At 75.1% G+C, this 17,801-nt stretch carries 16 protein-coding genes; 6 read left to right on the forward strand and 10 right to left on the reverse strand.

Translation table 11 applies throughout. The annotated features are described in order from the left end of the window. The first annotated feature begins 32 nt into the window (after positions 1 to 32). Positions 33 to 1,025: an agmatinase gene (gene speB, locus PAI11_RS22060; RefSeq protein ID WP_007578865.1), complete on the forward strand. Its 993-nt coding sequence runs from the start codon at positions 33 to 35 to the stop codon at positions 1,023 to 1,025. A gap of 86 nt (positions 1,026 to 1,111) precedes the next feature. Then, entirely contained in the window at positions 1,112 to 1,564 is a 453-nt protein-coding gene (locus PAI11_RS25045) for an SCP2 sterol-binding domain-containing protein (protein ID WP_007578867.1), read from the forward strand. Here the strand turns inward: PAI11_RS25045 and PAI11_RS25050 are convergent. Next, a complete protein-coding gene (locus PAI11_RS25050) occupies positions 1,561 to 2,265 on the reverse strand; it encodes a TetR/AcrR family transcriptional regulator (protein ID WP_007578869.1) in 705 nt (234 codons plus the stop codon). The two genes, PAI11_RS25045 and PAI11_RS25050, sit on opposite strands and share 4 nt — an antisense overlap. Before the next feature lie 128 nt (positions 2,266 to 2,393). On the opposite strand from PAI11_RS25050, the gene PAI11_RS22075 reads away from it, so the two are divergent. After that, positions 2,394 to 3,959 (forward strand): flavin-containing monooxygenase, encoded by a 1,566-nt coding sequence (locus PAI11_RS22075; RefSeq protein WP_007578871.1) that lies wholly within the window; start codon positions 2,394 to 2,396, stop codon positions 3,957 to 3,959. A gap of 122 nt (positions 3,960 to 4,081) precedes the next feature. On the opposite strand, the gene PAI11_RS22080 is transcribed toward PAI11_RS22075, so the two are convergent. The 3 genes from PAI11_RS22080 to PAI11_RS22090 all read right to left on the reverse strand — a co-directional run bounded on the left by PAI11_RS22080 (position 4,082) and on the right by PAI11_RS22090 (position 7,105). Beyond that, positions 4,082 to 5,392, reverse strand: coding sequence for a lipase family protein (locus PAI11_RS22080; protein WP_007578873.1), 1,311 nt, complete (start codon positions 5,390 to 5,392; stop codon positions 4,082 to 4,084). A gap of 151 nt (positions 5,393 to 5,543) precedes the next feature. After that, complete coding sequence (locus tag PAI11_RS22085; RefSeq protein WP_007578875.1) at positions 5,544 to 6,323, reverse strand: ABC transporter permease; 780 nt, start codon at positions 6,321 to 6,323, stop codon at positions 5,544 to 5,546. Further along, entirely contained in the window at positions 6,320 to 7,105 is a 786-nt protein-coding gene (locus PAI11_RS22090) for an ABC transporter ATP-binding protein (RefSeq protein ID WP_211656646.1), read from the reverse strand. The genes PAI11_RS22085 and PAI11_RS22090 overlap by 4 nt, the downstream gene beginning before the upstream one ends. A 22-nt stretch (positions 7,106 to 7,127) precedes the next feature. Here PAI11_RS22090 and mnmA point away from each other — a divergent pair, with 22 nt between their 5' ends. Next, complete coding sequence (gene mnmA, locus PAI11_RS22095) at positions 7,128 to 8,555, forward strand: tRNA 2-thiouridine(34) synthase MnmA (protein ID WP_007578878.1); 1,428 nt, start codon at positions 7,128 to 7,130, stop codon at positions 8,553 to 8,555. On the opposite strand, the gene PAI11_RS22100 is transcribed toward mnmA, so the two are convergent. From PAI11_RS22100 to PAI11_RS22115, 4 genes are all read right to left on the reverse strand, one after another. After that, complete coding sequence (locus PAI11_RS22100) at positions 8,552 to 10,093, reverse strand: sensor histidine kinase (protein ID WP_007578880.1); 1,542 nt, start codon at positions 10,091 to 10,093, stop codon at positions 8,552 to 8,554. The two genes, mnmA and PAI11_RS22100, sit on opposite strands and share 4 nt — an antisense overlap. A gap of 7 nt (positions 10,094 to 10,100) precedes the next feature. Then, positions 10,101 to 10,787, reverse strand: coding sequence for a response regulator transcription factor (locus tag PAI11_RS22105; RefSeq protein WP_007578882.1), 687 nt, complete (start codon positions 10,785 to 10,787; stop codon positions 10,101 to 10,103). Positions 10,788 to 10,859: 72 nt separating this feature from the next. Continuing rightward, positions 10,860 to 11,771, reverse strand: a complete 912-nt coding sequence (locus PAI11_RS22110) for an LLM class flavin-dependent oxidoreductase (RefSeq protein ID WP_007578884.1) — start codon at positions 11,769 to 11,771, stop codon at positions 10,860 to 10,862. Positions 11,772 to 11,828: 57 nt separating this feature from the next. Continuing rightward, positions 11,829 to 12,434, reverse strand: coding sequence for an ATP-binding cassette domain-containing protein (locus PAI11_RS22115; protein ID WP_007578886.1), 606 nt, complete (start codon positions 12,432 to 12,434; stop codon positions 11,829 to 11,831). A 121-nt stretch (positions 12,435 to 12,555) separates the two neighbouring features. Here PAI11_RS22115 and alaS point away from each other — a divergent pair, with 121 nt between their 5' ends. Together alaS and ruvX are read left to right on the forward strand one after the other, a co-directional pair. After that, positions 12,556 to 15,264 (forward strand): alanine--tRNA ligase, encoded by a 2,709-nt coding sequence (gene alaS, locus PAI11_RS22120; RefSeq protein ID WP_040601367.1) that lies wholly within the window; start codon positions 12,556 to 12,558, stop codon positions 15,262 to 15,264. 28 nt (positions 15,265 to 15,292) lie between these two features. Continuing rightward, complete coding sequence (ruvX, locus tag PAI11_RS22125; RefSeq protein WP_007578890.1) at positions 15,293 to 15,685, forward strand: Holliday junction resolvase RuvX; 393 nt, start codon at positions 15,293 to 15,295, stop codon at positions 15,683 to 15,685. A 52-nt stretch (positions 15,686 to 15,737) separates the two neighbouring features. Here the strand turns inward: ruvX and PAI11_RS22130 are convergent, their stop codons facing one another. Both PAI11_RS22130 and PAI11_RS25055 read right to left on the reverse strand, forming a co-directional pair. Continuing rightward, complete coding sequence (locus PAI11_RS22130) at positions 15,738 to 17,105, reverse strand: hypothetical protein (protein ID WP_007578892.1); 1,368 nt, start codon at positions 17,103 to 17,105, stop codon at positions 15,738 to 15,740. A 48-nt stretch (positions 17,106 to 17,153) separates the two neighbouring features. Then, positions 17,154 to 17,783, reverse strand: coding sequence for a class I SAM-dependent methyltransferase (locus PAI11_RS25055; RefSeq protein WP_007578893.1), 630 nt, complete (start codon positions 17,781 to 17,783; stop codon positions 17,154 to 17,156). Between the last annotated feature and the right edge of the window lie 18 nt (positions 17,784 to 17,801).

The following is a 17,801-nucleotide window of genomic DNA, read 5'->3' on the forward strand; positions in this document are numbered from 1 at the left end:
ACGTCAGTCGGAAACCGAGGAGCACAGCACCGATGATCGATCCGCTCTCGCGCTGGGCCGCGCACGGGGAGAAGCCTGACTACGCCGGCCTGCTGAGCTTCTCCGGGCTGCCCTACAGCGAGGATCCCGCCGACCTCCACGGGGTCGACGCGGCGATCGTCGGCGCGCCGATGGACGACCTGGTCTCCGACCGCCCGGGGGCGCGGTTCGGGCCCCGGGCGATCCGCGCGGCGAGCTGCCCGCCCGGACCGCACCTGGAGGCCGGCGTCGACGCGTTCGAGATCCTCGAGGTGATCGACTTCGGCGACGCGCCGGTGCTGCCGGCGGATCCGGAGCGATCCCACGCCGCGATCGAGGCGACGGTCGGCCAGGTGCTGGCGGCCGGGGCGATCCCGATCGTGCTCGGCGGCGACCACTCGATCGCCGAGCCGGACGTGCGCGCCTGCGCCGCCAAGCACGGCCCGGTCGGCCTGATCCACTTCGACACCCACACCGACACCGGCCGCACCGTCTTCGGGGTCGAGCGCTCCCACGGCACGCCGATGTACCGGCTCGTCGAGTCCGGCCACGTCGACCCGACGCGCTACGTCCAGATCGGCCTGCGCGGCTACTGGCCGGGCGAGCAGGAGTTCGGCTGGCAGCGGGAGCGGGGGATCACGTCGCTCTTCATGCACGACGTCCGCGACCGCGGGATCAAGGCGGTCGTCGCCGATGCGGTCGCCGCAGCGGCCGGACCGGACGGCTCGCGGCCCGTCTTCCTGTCGGTCGATGTCGACGTCCTGGACCCGGCGTTCGCCCCGGGGACCGGAACGCCGGAGCCGGGCGGCATGACCTCGGCCGACCTGCTGTGGGCCTGCCGCACGGTCGCCGCCGAGGTCGAGCTGGTCGGGATGGACGTCGTCGAGGTGCTGCCCGAGCGGATCGGCTCGCGCGACGTCACGGCGCTGGTCGCCGAGCGGATCGTCCGTGAGACCCTGACCGGCGTCGCGATGCGGCGGCTGGCGACCTCGGCGCCGACCGGCTAGGGGCGCGTCCCCGCGGTCTGCGAGGCTGCGCAGCGCGCGCCGGGCGATCCGGCGCGCGTCAGACCCCCAGCAGGAGCGACGCAGCGATGGCCAGTCCCGACCCGACCGAGATCGCGAGCCTGGAGCCGGCCGCCGTCTATGCGAGCCTGGAGCAGGCCGACGAGCGCGAGTTCGCGGCCCTGATCGACGACCCCGCCAGCCACGAGGCCGTCGTCGACGCCCTCGCCCGCCACATGGCCGGGACCTTCCGCAGCGATCGCGCCGGCGACCTCGACGCGGTGATCCACGTGAAGCTGTGGGACAAGCCGGGCGGCGGCTACGACCACCTGGAGCTGGTGATCGGCGGTGGCACCTGCGTGCTCGCCGACGAGCCGACCCGCGACCCGGACCTGACCCTCAAGGTCCGTCCGATCGACCTGCGCGGGATCCTCACCGGCGCGACCGGCCCGCGGCGGCTGGCGATGCGCGGCAAGCTGCGCGTGCTCGGCGACCTCAAGCTCGGGATGCGCCTGCCCGAGCTGTTCGCCTTCGACGCCTAGGACGTCGGCGGCAGCGGCCTGGCGTGCGGTGAATCGGCGATCGCCTTGATGCCCGGGAAGAAGATCTCGGCCATCCAGTCGACCAGCTCGGTGACCGGGATCTGCTGGTTCGCGCGCCACCAGATGGCGAGGCCCTCGAAGGCGGTGTTGACCGAGTGGGCGATCGCCTCGACGCGCCACTGGTCGAGCTCGACGCCCATCTGGGTCAGGGTCTCGCCGGTCAGCATCGTCAGCAGCGCGCTCTGCTGGGCGCGGACCTGGATCAGCGGCTCGGCGCCCGGCTCGGGGCCGGCGGTCAGCAGCAGGTCCCAGCCGCCGCCCTCCTCGGCGACCCACTCGAGGAAGGCGATCGCGCCGGCGCGCAGGCGGGCGTCGGGGTCCTCCTGCGAGAGCACGCCCTTGGTGACGACCTGGGCCAGCTCCTCGCCGGCCAGCTCGACGCAGCGCAGGTAGAGCGCCTCCTTGCTGCCGACGAGGTCGTAGACCACCGGCTTGGAGACGCCGGCGCGGCTGGCCAGCTCGTCCATCGACGCCTGCTGGTAGCCGCGCTCGGCGAACAGCTCGCGAGCCAGCGCCAGGACCTGCCGCTCGCGGACGGCGCGCGGCACGCGGCCGCGGCGGTAGCCGCCGACGTCGCCGGTGGCGCTCGCGGCGGAGCCGGACCCAGGGGAGGACGGGGCGCTGTTCTCGAGCGAAGCCATGCGTGAACCATCATGCTCTCGCAACCGGCGGTGAAACGTCGCGCGCCGTGCGGGGTCTGCGTGAATCACCTACTGTTCCGTAGGCTACCGCTCCGTAGTCCTGCTGCCAACGTCCAAGGATCGCACCGATGACCGTCGCCACCGCCTCTCACGCCGTTCCCGCGTCCTACGGCGATCCCGTTCCGGAGCGCGTCCGTGTCGCGATCGTCGGCAGCGGCTTCAGCGGCCTGGCCGTCGGCATCCGGCTGCTGCAGGAGGGCGAGCGCGACTTCGTGATCCTCGAGCGCGCGGGCGACATCGGCGGCACCTGGCGCGACAACGCCTACCCGGGCTGCGCCTGCGACGTGCCGTCGCACCTCTACTCGTTCTCGTTCGCGCCGAACCCGAACTGGTCGAACACCTTCAGCCCGCAGGGCGAGATCTGGCAGTACCAGCGCGATGTCGCCGCGACGTTCGGCGTCAACCCGTACGTGCGGACCAACGCCGCCGTCCAGGAGGCCCGCTGGGACGAGGACGCGCAGCGCTGGATCGTGACCACCGAGCGGGGGACCGTCTCCGCCCAGGTCCTCGTCTCGGGCACGGGCCCGCTCTGCGAGCCGCTGATCCCGGAGCTGCCGGGCCTGGAGTCGTTCGAGGGCGAGCAGTTCCACTCGGCCCGCTGGAACCACGACTACGACCTGCGCGGCAAGCGCGTCGCGGTGGTCGGCACCGGGGCCTCGGCGATCCAGTTCGTCCCGCGGATCCAGCCGCTGGTCGGCCAGATGACGGTCTTCCAGCGGACCCCGGCGTGGGTCCTGCCGCGCCCGTCGCGGCCCGTGACCCCGGTCGAGCGGTTCCTCTTCCGTCGCTTCCCGGTGCTCCAGCGGGCGATGCGGGGCGCGATCTACGCGGGCCGGGAGATGATGCTCTTCCCGTACAAGTACGCGCGCCCGACCAAGCGGATCCTGCGTGCGGTCGCCGAGAGCCACATGCGCCGGCAGGTCCCGGACGCGACGCTGCGGGCGAAGATCAAGCCGAGCTTCGACGTCGGCTGCAAGCGGATCCTGATCTCCAACGACTACCTGCCGGCGCTCGGCAAGCCGAACGTCGAGGTCGTCACCCACGGGGTCAGCGAGATCCGCCCCAACTCGATCGTGGCCGACGACGGCAGCGAGCGCGAGGTCGACGCGATCATCTTCGGGACCGGCTTCCACGTCACCGACCAGCCGGTTGCCGAGCTGGTCTTCGGGCGCGACGGCAGGAAGCTGGCCGACGCCTGGGCCGAGCAGGGGATGGCGACCTTCATGGGCACGACCGTCAGCGGCTTCCCGAACCTGTTCCTGATGGTCGGCCCGAACACCGGCCAGGGCCACACCTCGATCATCTACACGATCGAGTCGCAGGTCCCGTACGTGCTCGACGCGCTGCGCACCCTCGACCGCACGGGCGCCGGCGCCGTCGACCTGCGCAAGGAGGTCCAGGACGCGTTCGCCGACGAGATGGACCGAGAGATGGAGGGCACGGTCTGGACCGCCGGCGGCTGCAAGTCGTGGTACCTGGACGCGACCGGCCGCAACACGACCCTGTGGCCGACCTTCACGTTCCTGATGCGCCGCCGGCTGGCCCGCTTCGATCCGGCGATGTACCGGATCGACGCCCGTCGCACGCCGGACGGCGCCGCGACCGGCGCGCCGGTGGCCGGCGCTGCCGACTGATCGGGCGGGAGTGCCGTCGCGACGTTCCGGTCGCTGAGGGACCGGAACGTGAACGCCTCGGCCGGCGGAGCGTGGCTGGCCGCGGCGTGGTGTGACGTCGAGGTCCTGACGCGACCGGAACGTCACACGGGGTGCAGCTCGACGGCCTCGCCGTCGATCGCCCCGTCGCCGGTGGCACCGGCGGCGGGCAGCGCCGGCGCGGGGGACAGCCAGCGCCGCAGGTGCGCGTAGACCCGCGGGTCGTGCAGCAGCTGCATGTGGTGCATCCCGCCGAGGACGACGACGTCCTCGGCCGGGAACCGCAGGCGTCGCTCGCCCTTGGCCCGCGACGAGGCGCTGGCGGGCGTCACCAGCAGGTCGCCGAGGACCGTCCGCGCCAGCCAGCTGTCGGGGTTGCGGGCGACGGTCGCGGCGACGGTGTGGTGGCGGACGCCCGGCAGCAGCGGCACCACGCTGCCGCGCTCGCCCCAGGGCCAGCGGTCGATCGCCAGCGGGACGTCGGCGTGCAGCAGCGCGCCGTCGCGCATGTCGAGGACGCCGTCGCTGCGCAGGCCGAGCAGGTCGGCGATCGGCCGAGTCTCCGGCAGCAGCCCCGCGGCCCAGGCGCCGGTCGCCGCCGCCCGCTCCAGGTTCGACCCCAGCTGCGGGCTGCCGAGCATCACGACGTGGCGTAGCGGCCGCAGCCAGCCGTGGCCGGCGGCCAGCCCCTCGGCGCCGGCGCTGCGGGCGATCAGGCCGCCCATCGAGTGGCCGATCAGGGTCAGCTCGCGGACGCCACCGGGCCAGGCCGCGACCAGCTGCTCCAGCAGGTTGGCCAGCTCGGCGCCGTTGGCCGGAACCCGACGGCCGCTGTTGTAGCGCAGCGTGACGGCGTCGATCCCCAGGTCGCGCTTGAGCAGCTCGCCGTAGGTCAGCGCGTCGTCGGGCTCGGCCGGGGCGTCGCCGCGGCGGACCGGGATCCGCCAGGTCAGGTCGGTGCAGCAGAGCCCGTGGAGGAGCACCGCGACCCGGCCGCTGGGCAGCGGGTAGGCACGCGCCAGCGCCTCCGGCGTCGGGGGCAGGTCGTCGCCCCGGTGGCGGATCGTCATCCCCAGCGCCAGCGGCGAGGCGTCGTCCGCGAAGCGCTCGCCGAAGGCGCCGTTGAGGGCACCCAGGACCACGTCGCCCTTGGGCGTGTCGGCGATCGACGGGGCGTCGCCGGCGCGGGAGGCCGCCAGCGCCGCGCCGAGACCGCGGACCGCCAGCCCGCCGACCAGGCCGACGGTGGCGTAGACCCCGTCGGCGATCGTGTCGTGGATCTGGCGGACCGCCGGTGCGCGCCGGCCGATCGCACGGCCGGCGATCGCACGGTGGACGGTCTGCACGTGGCCGACGGCGCCGCCGAAGGCGGTGGCGGCGACGGCGCTGGAGGCCTGGATCTCGGTCGAGCGCATGGGCGAAGGGGGCAGTCGGGCCGGTCCGCGGCCGGAGCGACGACGTCAGTGTACGGACGTGCACTGAAATCGTCCAGAGCGCGTTGTGTGACGTTGCGGTCGCTGGGGGACCGAAACCCGACGGCCCGCTCCGGACGCCGCCCCCCCGCGGTCAGTCCGCCTGCCGCGGCACCGGCAGCAGCCGGTGGTCGCGCGTGAACAGCCGGCGGGCGGCCGCGACGGTCGTCACCGTCGTCATCGTCACGACGCCGCCGAGGATCACGTACATCAGCGCCAGCTGGACGAGGACCGCGTCGAGCGGGTCGACGCCGGCCAGGATCAGGCCGGTCATCGCGCCCGGCAGGAAGACGATCCCGAGCGCCTTCGTCGACTCGATCTGGGGCGAGATCGCCGTCCGCAGGATCTCGCGGAGCATCGGCCGGGCCGCATGCGGCCAGGGCTGGCCGAGCGCCAGCCGTGCCTCGATCTCGTCCCGCCGCTCGCCGATCGCGTGGCTCAGGCGCCGGCAGGCGACCACGCCCGCGCTCATGCTGTTGCCGACGAGCATCCCGGCGACGGGGACCAGCGTCCGCGGCTGGACGGGGAAGATGCCGATCCCGAACGTGATCGCGATCCCGACCGCGGCGGTCGTGCCGGTCGCGATCAGCGCGATCCGGAGCAGCCCGGGGAGCGCGGGCGCCCGCCTCCGCATCGTGATGGAGGCGAACCCGACCATCGCGACCACCCACAGCCAGCTCCACCAGATCGAGACGCCGTCGGCGACGACCAGGCCGAGCGCCACCGCGACCAGCAGCATCTGGGCCAGCGAGCGGACGATCGCGACGACGAGATCGCGCTCGAGCCCCAGCCTCCAGGCTCGCGAGAGCCCGGCCGCGACCAGCACCACCACGACGGCGATCGCCAGCCCGCCCCAGCCGACGTGGCCGTTCACGGCCGGGCCTCGGCGGCGGCGACCGGCTGCGGACCGTGCTCCAGCCGGCCCTCGCGCAGCGCGACGACCCGGTCGGCCAGCCGCTGGACCTGCTCGGGGGAGTGGCTGACCAGCAGCACGTCGACGCCGTCGTCGGCCAGGCGCCGCAGCAGCTGCTCGAGCTGGTGGGCCGCGTCCTCGTCCAGCGACGCGGTCGGCTCGTCGGCGAGGACCACCCGCGGGCTCGTCGCCAGCGATCGCGCCAGGCCCATCCGCTGCGCCTCGCCGCCGGACAGCTCGGACGCCTGGCGGCCCAGCAGCGCCGCGTCGAGGGCGACGCGCTCCAGCAGCGCGCCCGCGGCCGCGTCGTCGAGGTCGGGGTCGGCGACCCGCAGGTTCTCGGCGACGGTGCCCGGGAACGCGACGGGCCGCTGGAAGACCATCCCGACCTCGCGCCGGTGGGCGAGGACGTCGATCTGCGCCAGGTCGCGGCCGCGGTAGCGGACGATCCCGTCGTCCGGAGCCTGCAGGCGGTTCGCGCAGCGCAGCAGCGTCGACTTGCCGGAGCCCGATGGCCCGACGATCGCGGTCACGCCGCCCTCGGGCAGCTCCAGGTCGATCGCGTCCAGGCGCGGACGGTCCTCGCCCTGGACGGTCACCCCCTCGAACGAGAACAGCGCCACCCGGCGATGCTCCCACGGCGGCCGGCGGTGGCAGGGCCGCCCGGGTCGCTCGGGGATCGTCGTTCCGGCGACGACGATCGCCAGGCGACCCCGGTGATCCGGTTCCTGCGGGGCGGGCACGCCGGGTGGGTACCCTCCGTAGGTGGCCGACTGGCGCTACGAGGAGCACCTGCGAACCCCCGTCGGACGCGGGGATCTGCCGCGCGGCGGCCACGACGGCGTGGCCGGCGGGGCCGCCTGCGGCGATCTGGTGCGGCTGGTGGTCGCCGTCGACGGCGACCGGATCGGCGGCGCCGGCTTCGTCGCCGAGGGCTGCGGCGCGCTGACGGTCTGCGGCTCGGTCGCCTGCGAGCTGCTGGACGGCGCGAGCGTCCGCGAGGCGGCGTCGATCTCGGTCGAGCGGCTGGCCGACGGCGTCGGCGGATTGCACCCCGGCAAGCGCCATGCGGCGGAGCTGGTCGCCGATGCGTTGCACCGCGCGCTCGGGACGGCGGTCGCCCGCGACGGGGCGCCCGGCGGCGGAGCGGCGCGCGGCACGCTGGTCGCCATGAGCGGCGGCGTCGACAGCGCGGTCGCGGCGCTGAAGGCCGGTCCCGACGCGGTCGCGGTCACGCTCGAGCTGTGGCGCGACCCCGAGAACGACGCCGAGTCCTCGTGCTGCTCGCACAGCGCCGTCCGGCGGGCGCGGGACCTGGCGCACCGGATGGGGATGCCGCACCTGACGCTGGACCTGCGCGACGCCTTCCGGGCCGGCGTCGTCGAGCCATGGATCGCCGACCACCGCGAGGGCCTGACGCCGAACCCCTGCGTCCGCTGCAACGGCGACGTGCGGCTGGACGCGCTGCTCGACCTGGCCGACCGGATCGGCTGCGCGACGCTCACCACCGGCCACTACGCGCGCACCACCGACGACGGCCTGCTGCGGCTGGCCGTCGACCCGGGCAAGGATCAGGCGTACATGCTCAGCGGCTTGCGGCCGGCGTCGATCGCGCGGCTGCGGTTCCCGCTCGGCGGCTTGCGCAAGCCGCAGGTGCGGGAGATCGCCGAGCAGGCCGACCTGCCCGTGGCCCACGCCCCCGACAGCCAGGACCTCTGCTTCCTGGCGGGCACCGGGCACTCGCGGTTCCTGGCCCGCCACGGCGACCTGGGCGACCGGCCGGGGCCGGTGCGCGACGCCGAGACGGGGGAGACCGTCGGCGAGCACCGCGGCGCCCACCTGTACACGCTCGGCCAGCGCCGCGGCCTCGGCGTGGCCGCCGGCGAGCCGCGCTACGTCGTCGACACCGACGTGGCCAGCAACGTCGTCACGATCGGCCGTCGCGAGCGGCTGCTGAGCGATCGGGTGGTCCTGCGCGACCTGGTCCTGCACCGCGAGCCGTGGCGGGTCGACGGGGTCAAGCTGCGCTACCGCCAGCAGCCCCGCTCGGCGCGCCTGGTCGAGGCCCCCGAGCCCGGCGAGCTCGGGCGCGGAACGGTCGTCCTGGCGGAGCCGCTGCTGCGCGCGGCGCCCGGGCAGACCGCGATGCTGCTCGACGGCGACGTCGTGCTGGGCAGCGGGACCCTGGCCTAGCCGGCCGCGTCGGGCGGCTCGGTCGCCGACTCGCCGGATGGGACGGTCGGCTCCGCCGCCGCGTCGTCGTCCGGCTGGCGCGGGATCCGCAGCACGAAGGTCGCCCCGCCGCCCGGCGTCTCCTGGACCCAGACGCGGCCGTCGTGGGTCGCGGCGACCTGGCGGACGATCGCCAGGCCGAGGCCGCTGCCGGGGCGCTCGCGGGCGCTGTCGCCGCGCCGGAAGCGGTCGAAGATCCGCTCGCGGTCCTGCTCGGGGACGCCGGCGCCGTGGTCGACGACGTGGACCTCGGCGCTGTCCTCGGGCCCGGGCACGACCCGCACCTCGACCGCGCCGCCGTCGCCGGCGGCGTAGCGGGCCGCGTTGTCCAGCAGGTTGGAGAGCGCCCGGCCGAGCCGGTCCGGGCGGCCGCAGACGACCAGCGCCTCGGCTTCGACCGCGAAGCTCACGCCGCGGTGGTCGCGGCGGGCGCGGGTGACCATCTCGCGGACCAGGTCGTCGAGCGCGACCGGCTCGTCGGCCTCGCGGGCGGGAGCGTCGCCGCGGGCCAGCTCGATCAGGTCGGACACGAGCAGGCCCAGGTCCTCGGCCTGGTCGCGGACGTCGGTGAGGATGCTGCGCCGCTCCGTCTCGCCGATCGAGCCGTCGTCCTCGAGCAGCACCTCGGCGTTGGTCCGCAGGCTGGTGACCGGGGTCCGCAGCTCGTGCGAGGCGTCGGCGACCAGGTTGCGCTGGTCCTCGATGCTGCGGTCGAGCGCCCGTCGCGAGCCCTGCAGGCGGGCGAGCATCCCGTTGAAGCGGCGGGTCAGCTCGCCGACCTCGTCGTCGGACCGGACCGGCAGCCGCCGGCCGAGGTCCTCGGTCGCCTCGACGTGGGCGGCGGCGCCGGCCAGGTCCGAGACCGGCCGCAGGATCCGCCGGGCGACGCCGCGACCGAGCACGGCCGCCGTCCCGACCGTCACCAGGCCGACCGCGAGCAGCACCAGCGCCAGCGTCCGCAGCGCGTCGTCGGTGCCGTTCAGCGGTCGCGCGAACTGGACGGCTGCCGGGATCCCGGGCAGGCCGACGGTCATCATCCGCAGGTGGGCGTCGCCGACCGTCACGTCGCGCGGGCCGACCATCCCGCCGCTGCCGATCACCGCCCGGTCCTCGTCGGAGACCGGAAGCGAGACGTCGCCGCGGATCACGCGCTTGCCGTCGGCCACGATCGCCTGCGCGTACTCGGCCGGGCCGCCGAGCCGCGCGGGCGGGGCGGGGACGCCGCCGGGGTATCCGCCGGGATCCTGCCCGGCCGCCGGGTCCGGGCCGGCGCCGTACGGGGAGTCGTAGGGCGAGACCTGGGCCCGGTCGAGCTGCCGCAGCCGGTCGCGGAAGCCGCGCGGCCCCTCCTGGAACGAGCGGGCCTGGGCGCGGAGCGCGTCGTCGACGTTGCCGCGCAGGACCGAGCGGGTGACGCCCCAGGCGGTCAGGCCGCCGCAGGTGATCACGACGGCCGCGATCAGGGCGACGATCAGCGCCAGCCGTCTGCGCAGCCCCATCCGGCCCTCAGGTCTCGCGCAGGGCGTAGCCGACGCCGCGGACCGTGTGCAGCAGCCGCGGCTCGCCGCCCTCCTCGGTCTTGCGGCGCAGGTAGCCGACGTAGACGCCGAGCGCGTTCGAGGTCGCCCCGAGGTCGTAGCCCCAGACGTGCTCGAACAGCTGCGAGCGGGTCAGGACCACGCGCGGGTGGCGCAGGAACAGCTCCAGCAGCGCGAACTCGGTCCGCGTCAGCTCGATCCGGCGGTCGCCGCGGCGGACGTCGCGGGTGACCGGGTCCAGGCGCAGGTCGGCGAACGCCATCGTCTCGTCCTCGCCGTCGCCGTCGGTGGTCTCGACCCGGCGCAGCAGCGCGCGGACCCGGGCGCGCAGCTCGCGCAGGGCGAACGGCTTGGGCAGGTAGTCGTCGGCGCCGGCGTCGAGACCGTCGACGCGGTCGTCGATCCCGTCGCGGGCGGTCAGCATCAGCACCGGGGTGCGATCGCCGGTCGCGCGCAGGCGCCGGCAGACCTCGAGCCCGTCGATCCGCGGCATCATCACGTCGAGGACGACCAGGTCCGGCTGCGAGCTGGCCAGCTGGTCGAGGGCCCGCTCGCCGTCGGTGGCGACGCCGACCTCGTGGCCGTCCAGCCGCAGCGCCCGCTCGAGCGCGGTCACCAGCGTGGGTTCGTCGTCGACGACCAGGACCTGTGCCATCGACCAAGCGTAGGGGGCAATCCGGTGCCCGGGCTCCGGGTCGGGTAAGAGACGGTGAAGAACCGCCGCCGGCTACCCGAGCCGCTCGCGGACCAGCGGGCCGACCTCCTCGCCCCAGCGGCGGACCTGGTCGACCGTCTCCTCGGCGAACGCGAGCACGATCCCGTCGAAGCCGTCCTGCGCCAGGTCGGCCACCCGATCGGCCCAGGCCGCGGGATCGCCGGCGAAGGCGCCGCTGGAGAAGCCCTTGCCCTGCAGCTCGCGCGACGGCTCGCCGGCGGGCAGCACCACGCCGGAGACGTTCAGCAGCCGCCGGATCGTCGCCGGGTCGCGACCGGCGTCGCGGGCCGCCTCGTCGATCCGGCGGTGGCCGGCGCGCAGGGTGTCGCGGTCGGCGAAGCCGAGCGACGGGATCCAGCCGTCGGCGCGGTGACCGGTGACCCGCAGCATCCGCGGTCCGTAGGCGCCGAGCCAGATCCCGATCGGATGGGCCGGTCGCGGTCCGCCGTGGACGCCGGCCAGCCGGTAGTGCTCGCCGTCGCGGCGCAGCCCGCGGTCGCCGGACCACATCAGGCGGATCACCTCGATCGCCTCGATCAGCGCGTCGACCGACTCGCCGGGCGTCCGCCGCGGCCCGCCCATCGCCTCGATCGCGTCCCAGAAGCCGCCGGCGCCGAGCCCCAGCTCGAAGCGCCCGCCGGAGAGCAGGTCGAGGGTCGCCGCCGTCTTCGCCAGCACCGCCGGCTGGCGCAGCGGCAGGTTCGCGACGTCGGGGAAGACGGTGATTCGCTCGGTCTCCGCGAGGATCGTCGCCATCAGCGCCCAGCTGTCGACGAACCGCCGCTGGTAGGGATGGTCCTGGATCCCGATCAGGTCGACGCCGGCGACGTCGGCGGCGCGGGCCAGCTCCCGGACCGCCGGGAGCCGCTCGGCGTCCGGGGTCAGGAAGACGCCGAGCTGGGGAGCGGTGCGCGGATCGGGCATGCGGCGATCGTCGCACCCGCGCGTGCGCACGTGGGAGCCACCGGCGTTCGCGCGCCGTCACACGTCGCCCGCGACCACGCGTCCCTCGCGCAGGCGGATCCGGCGCGGGGCACGGGCGGCCAGCGCGCCGTCGGCGGTCGCCACGACCGAGGTCAGGCCCTCGTCGTCGCGCAGCCGGGCCAGCCGCTCGAGCACCGCCGGACCGGTCTCGGGATCGAAGCCCCCGACCGGCTCGTCGATCAGCAGGACGGTCGGGCCGAGCGCCAGCGCGCGGGCGATCTCCGCCTCCAGCCGCTGCAGCGGGCCGAGCAGCGAGCGGCAGTCCGGCCGCGACGGGACCAGCGCCAGGTGGTGGCGCCGGAGCCGCTCGCGCCGGCCCGGCCCGACGGCGTTCAGGTCCTCGCCGGCGACCAGCACGCGGCCGGCGTCCGGCCGCTGGAGCCCGGCCGCGATCCGCAGCAGCGTGGTCTTGCCGGCGCCGGGCGGTCCCTGGAGGGCGATCAGCTCGGCCGGGCCGAGGACCAGGTCGACGCCGTCGATGCCGGCCGTGGTCGCGCGCGTCCGGTGGTGGACGCGACGCAGCTGCAGCGGCGGCGGCGCCGCGTGCCAGACGGGGGCGTCCGGGACGGGGCGCTGAGCGGGGGCGCGGAGGAGGCTGCTCATCGTGGATCCGATTCCACCGCGCGCCCCGAAGGCCCGGCTGGCGCGTGGCGAAGACCTCGCGAAGAACCGCCCCGCGCGCCCGGGTCGCGGCGCGGCGGCGATATCCGACACAATCGCGGGCGTGAGCACCGCTGCGCCCGTAACCAGCGACGAGATCCGCGAGACGTTCCTGGCCTTCTTCGAGGCCCACGGCCACAAGCGGCTGGCCTCCGCCTCGCTGGTGCCGGCGGCCGACGACCCCTCGGCGCTGCTCACGATCGCGGGCATGCACCCGCTGAAGCCGTACTTCCTGGGCGCGGCGACGCCGCCGGCGCCGACGGTCACCACCTGCCAGAAGTGCATGCGGACCGAGGACCTGGAGAACGTCGGCGTGACCGCGCGCCACCTGACGTTCTTCGAGATGCTCGGCAACTTCAGCTTCGGCGACTACTTCAAGGCGGGCGCGATCGAGTTCGCCTGGAAGCTGGTCAACGACGGCTTCGGGTTCGATCCCGACAAGGTCTGGGTGACCGTCTTCGGCGGCGACGAGGGCCTGGGCCTCGGAGTCGACGAGGAGACCGTCGACGCCTGGGTCGCCGCCGGGTTCCCGCGCGAGCGGATCGTCCTGCTCGGCCGCGACGACAACTTCTGGGAGGCCGGCCCGAACGGCCCCTGCGGTCCCTGCACCGAGCTCTACCTGGACCGCGGCCCGGCCTACGGCAGCGGCGAGAAGCCCGGCGACGAGGACGCCGACGACCGCTTCATGGAGTTCTGGAACCTGGTGCTGATGCAGTACGACCAGAAGCGCCACGAGGACGGCTCCTCGACGCTGACGCCGCTGCCGACGCAGAACATCGACACCGGCATGGGCCTGAACCGGATGGCGCTGCTGCTGCAGGGCAAGGAGACGATCTTCGAGACCGACCAGTTCGCGCCGCTGATCGCGCTCGGCGAGCAGCTGTCGGGCAAGCGCTACGAGGCCGGCGACGCGGTGGTCGACAAGGCGCTGCGGGTGATCGCCGACCACAGCCGCGCGACGGCCTTCCTGACCGCCGACGGCGTGGTGCCCTCGAACGAGGGCCGTGGCTACGTGCTGCGCCGGATCATGCGCCGGACGATCCGCCAGGCGCGCGCGATCGGGATCGAGGGCGAGGTGCTGCCGCGGTTCCTGGAGCCGGTGATCGCCACGATGGGCGCCGGCTACCCGGAGCTGGTCGAGCGCCGGGACGAGATGCTGACCTGGATCCGCGCCGAGGAGCAGGCCTTCGACCGGACCCTGGCGGCCGGCGAGAAGCGGCTCGACGAGGCGATCGCCGCCGGCACCTTCGACGGCGCGCTGGCGTTCCAGCTGCACGACACCTTCGGCTTCCCGTTCGACCTGTCGGTCGAGATCTTCGCCGCGTCGGGTCCCGGCAGCGCCTGGTTGGAGGGGGACGGCCTGGCGGAGGTCGAGGCGGAGTTCGATCGCCTGATGGCCGAGCAGCGCGAGCGCTCGCAGGCCGGGTCGCGGGCGGGCGACCACGGTGGCGCGTCGGCCGGGTCGATCGCCGGTCGGATCGCCCCGACGCCGACCGAGTTCACCGGCTACGCGACGCTCGAGCAGCACACGACCGTCGCCGGGATCCTGCAGCAGGACGGCCGCACCTACCTGAAGCTGGCCGAGTCGCCGTTCTACCCCGAGGGCGGCGGCCAGGTCTCGGACACCGGCCTGATCACGGTCGAGGGCGGCGGCGAGCCGACCCGCGTCGCCGGGCTGGTCCGCGCGGGCGACGACCAGGCGCTGATCGTCGAGCCCGCCGCCGAGGCCGGCAAGGCCGCGATCGACGGCGTCGCGCTGACGGCGGGCCAGCGGGTCGTGGCGCGGGTCGACCCGGTCGCGCGTCACGCGACGGCCTGCAACCACACCGCCACCCACCTGCTGCACGCGGCGCTCCGCGAGCGGCTCGGCGACCACGTCCACCAGGCCGGCTCGGCGGTGCGGCCGGACAAGCTGCGGTTCGACTTCAGCCACCCGTCGAAGCTCTCGCCGGAGGACCTGCGCTGGGTCGAGGATCGCGTCAACGCCGGGATCCTGGCCAACGACCGGGTGCGGGCGATCACGACGACGCTCGACGAGGCCAAGGCGATGGGCGCCCAGGCCCTGTTCGGCGAGAAGTACGGCGAGATCGTGCGGATGGTCGAGATCGGCGACGGGTCGTTCAGCCGCGAGCTGTGCGGCGGCACCCACGTCCGCTCGACGGCCGAGATCGGCGTCTTCAAGATCACCAGCGAGGGCTCCAGCGCCGCCAACGTGCGGCGGATCGAGGCGATCACCGGGCCGGCGGCGATCGAGCAGCTGCGCGAGCACGACCGGCTGCTGCAGGCGGCCGCCGAGGTCGTCCGGGTGCCGGTCGACCAGCTGCCGGCGCGGGTCGCGAAGCTGCGCGACGAGGCCAAGGGCGGCGGCGCGGGGGCCGCGGCGTCGGCGGTCGACGAGCAGCAGCTGGCGGGCGAGGCGACCGACGTCGCCGGCGTCCCGGTGGTGGTCGCGCGCCTGGACGGCCTGCCCCCGGCGGCGGCCAAGGCGCTGCCCGAGGTCGCCGATCGCGTCAAGGGCAAGCTCGCCGGTCCCGGCGTGGTGGTGCTGGCCGCTCCGGGCGAGGAGCGCGTGGCGCTGATCGTCGCGGTCGCGCCGGAGGTCGTCGCGCGCGGCGTCAAGGCCGGCGACGTCGTCAAGGCCGCGGCCGCGGTCGTCGGCGGCGGTGGGGGAGGCAAGCCGACGATGGCCCAGGCCGGCGGCAAGGACCCGTCGAAGACCGACGAGGCGCTGGCCGCCGCGCGCGCCGCGATCGCTGCCGCGCTCGGCGCCTGAGCGGCGGCGCGGGCCGATCGTGCGCTTGATGGCCCTCGACCACGGCGCGGCGCGGACCGGCGTGGCGCTGAGCGACCCGACGGGCACGATCGCCACGCCGCTGCCGGCGATCGAGCGGGTCGGATCGCGCCGCGGCCGGCGCGCGCTGCTGCGGCTGATCGACGAGCGCCAGGTCGACGAGATCGTCGTCGGGCTGCCGATCGGGCTGGGCGGCCACGACACCGACCAGACGCGCGAGGCGCGGGCCTTCGCCGGCTGGCTGGCCGACGCCCTCGCCGAGGCCGGCCAGCCGCGCCCCGTCCACCTCTACGACGAGCGCTTCACCACCCGCATGGCCCAGCAGAGCGGCGGCCGCGACAGCGACGAGGACTCGCGGGCCGCGGCGGTGCTGCTGGAGGAGTGGCTGCGGCGGGCGGGGTAGGGGCGCGCTGGCGCCACCCGCACAGCGTGAGCCGGCGCCGCCGGCGGCGGACTCACCAGGCCGCGACGCCCAGCGCCAGCCCCTCGCCACGGGCGACCACCGTCGGCGTGCCGCCGTCGAGCGGCACCCGCGTGATCTGGCGGTCGTCGACCGCCATCACGCTCTCGCCGTCACCGACCGCGAAGTCGGAGGCGGCGGTGATCGTCCGCAGCGCGGCACGGCTGATGCCGGTGACCGGCGTCAGCACCGCCGTCCCCGGCCGGTAGCGCCAGACGCGCTGGGGCCGCTCGCCCCCAGGACGGCGGCCGAGTCCGTTGCACCAGTCGTCGCGACGATCGCAGACGGTCCGGCCACGGGAGGTCGACGGCGACGGACGGCTGAGCAGCAGCGCCCCGCCGTCGGCGGTCGGCACGAGTCGCAGGCCGTCCTCGCGCAGCAGCCCCGCCGGTCGCGGCAGCACCGCCGTACGGCCGGCGTGGCGCAGCCGCAGCCGCGGGAGGCCGATCGAGCGAGCGCCGCTCCAACGAACCGTCCGCTTCGTGCAGCGGATCGCGCTGCGGCGGATCGCGGCCTTCGGGGCGTCGTAGGCCAGCGTGCCGTCGGCGACCGTGATCGCCCCGACGCTGCGCGGATCGATCGACTGCTTCGTCGGGTAGCCGAAGCGGGCCTGGTCGTCGCCGCGGAGGATGCCGCGCAGCAGCAGCGGCGCGCCGAACGACGACGTCGCCCAGAGCGCCTTGACCGTGACCCGGGGCCCGTGGAGCACGACGCCGCGGGCACCGCAACGAGCCGCGGCGGGCCGGTACAGGGCAGGCGACGCGATCCGCACCGGGCCGTCCTGTGCCTGCCAACCGAGGATGTCGGTCTCGAAGAGGTCGCCCGCGTCGGGGGCCGACTCGCCGGTCACCGTCCGTGAGCCGACGCGATCGCAGGCCGGTCGGTCGACGGTGCACGACAGGCGCGTGACGTGGATGCGCCGCGGCTGGCGAGCATCCAGCTCGTCGACGAGCACCCGCGAGCCGTCCGGGGACCACACCGGCTTGCCCGCGACGACCTTCGAGACGCGGCGGCCGATCGGGTGCTCGACGATGATGACGCTGCCGGAGCCGTCGCCGCGCGAGATTCGCAGCCAGGAGCGGGTGGCCTCGTCGTACCCGTCGTTGCCCTTCTCGTAGGTCAGGCCGACCTGGGCCAGGCGCTGGCCGTCGGGCGAGACGCTGATCGCGGCGACGCCGTCGGGCAACCGCGCGTCCCCGCTCCCGTCGCTCTGCACCACCCGGTTCTCGCGCTCGCCGCCGGTCGTGTACTCCGAGTAGACGATCGGCCCAGCGAACGCGACCGACGCGACCGCGACGGAGATCGCCGCGGCCCCGCCGACCGTCACGTTGCGACGGCTGAACCACGCACGTAGCTGCTGCATGGCGGGCATCCTATGGATCGCCGCCGACGCTGTGTCTGACGTACGCGGCTAGCTGCGAGGCACCGGCACGACGGCGATCCAGCTCTTCGCCAGCGGTCCCAGCCGCTCGGCGTGGACGGTCGCTCCGGGGAACAGGGCGACCATCTCGCGGCGCCGCAGCAGGTCGATGTCCTCCCATGGGCCCTGGGCGCCGAGCCGCCAGTACGGCTTGCGCAGCGGGACCGGCAGCCAGTGGGCGGCGGGCAGCAGCGCGTGCGGCTCGATCGGGAACGAGTAGGCCGGCGTCTGGACGTAGAGGCCGCGACCGACCCGCCGCAGCTCGCGGGCCAGCGCGGCGCGGCGCTCGCGGGGGACGTGCTCGACCACCGAGCTGCAGTAGACGAGGTCGAACGCGTCGTCGTCGAACGGCAGCCGCGCGGTGGCGTCGGCCCGCACGAACGGCCCCGGGTACGAGGGGCGGTCGACGACGTCGGTGCCGGTGATGTCCAGCTCGGGCTCCTGCGCGCGCAGGCCGAGCGTCCCGCAGCCGACGTCGAGGATCCGCTGCTCGCGACCGATCCCGGTCAGGGCGAACAGCTGCTGGTGGCGCCGCGCTCGCAGCCGACCCGCGATCGGGCTGGCGATCCGGGCCAGCGGCCCGCGGGCGGTGGCGTAGACGTCCGGGCGGGGCGACGGCACGCAGGGAGGGTAGTGCGG

Source organism: Patulibacter medicamentivorans (genome assembly GCF_000240225.1).
GTDB classification, from domain to species: Bacteria; Actinomycetota; Thermoleophilia; order Solirubrobacterales; family Solirubrobacteraceae; genus Patulibacter; species Patulibacter medicamentivorans.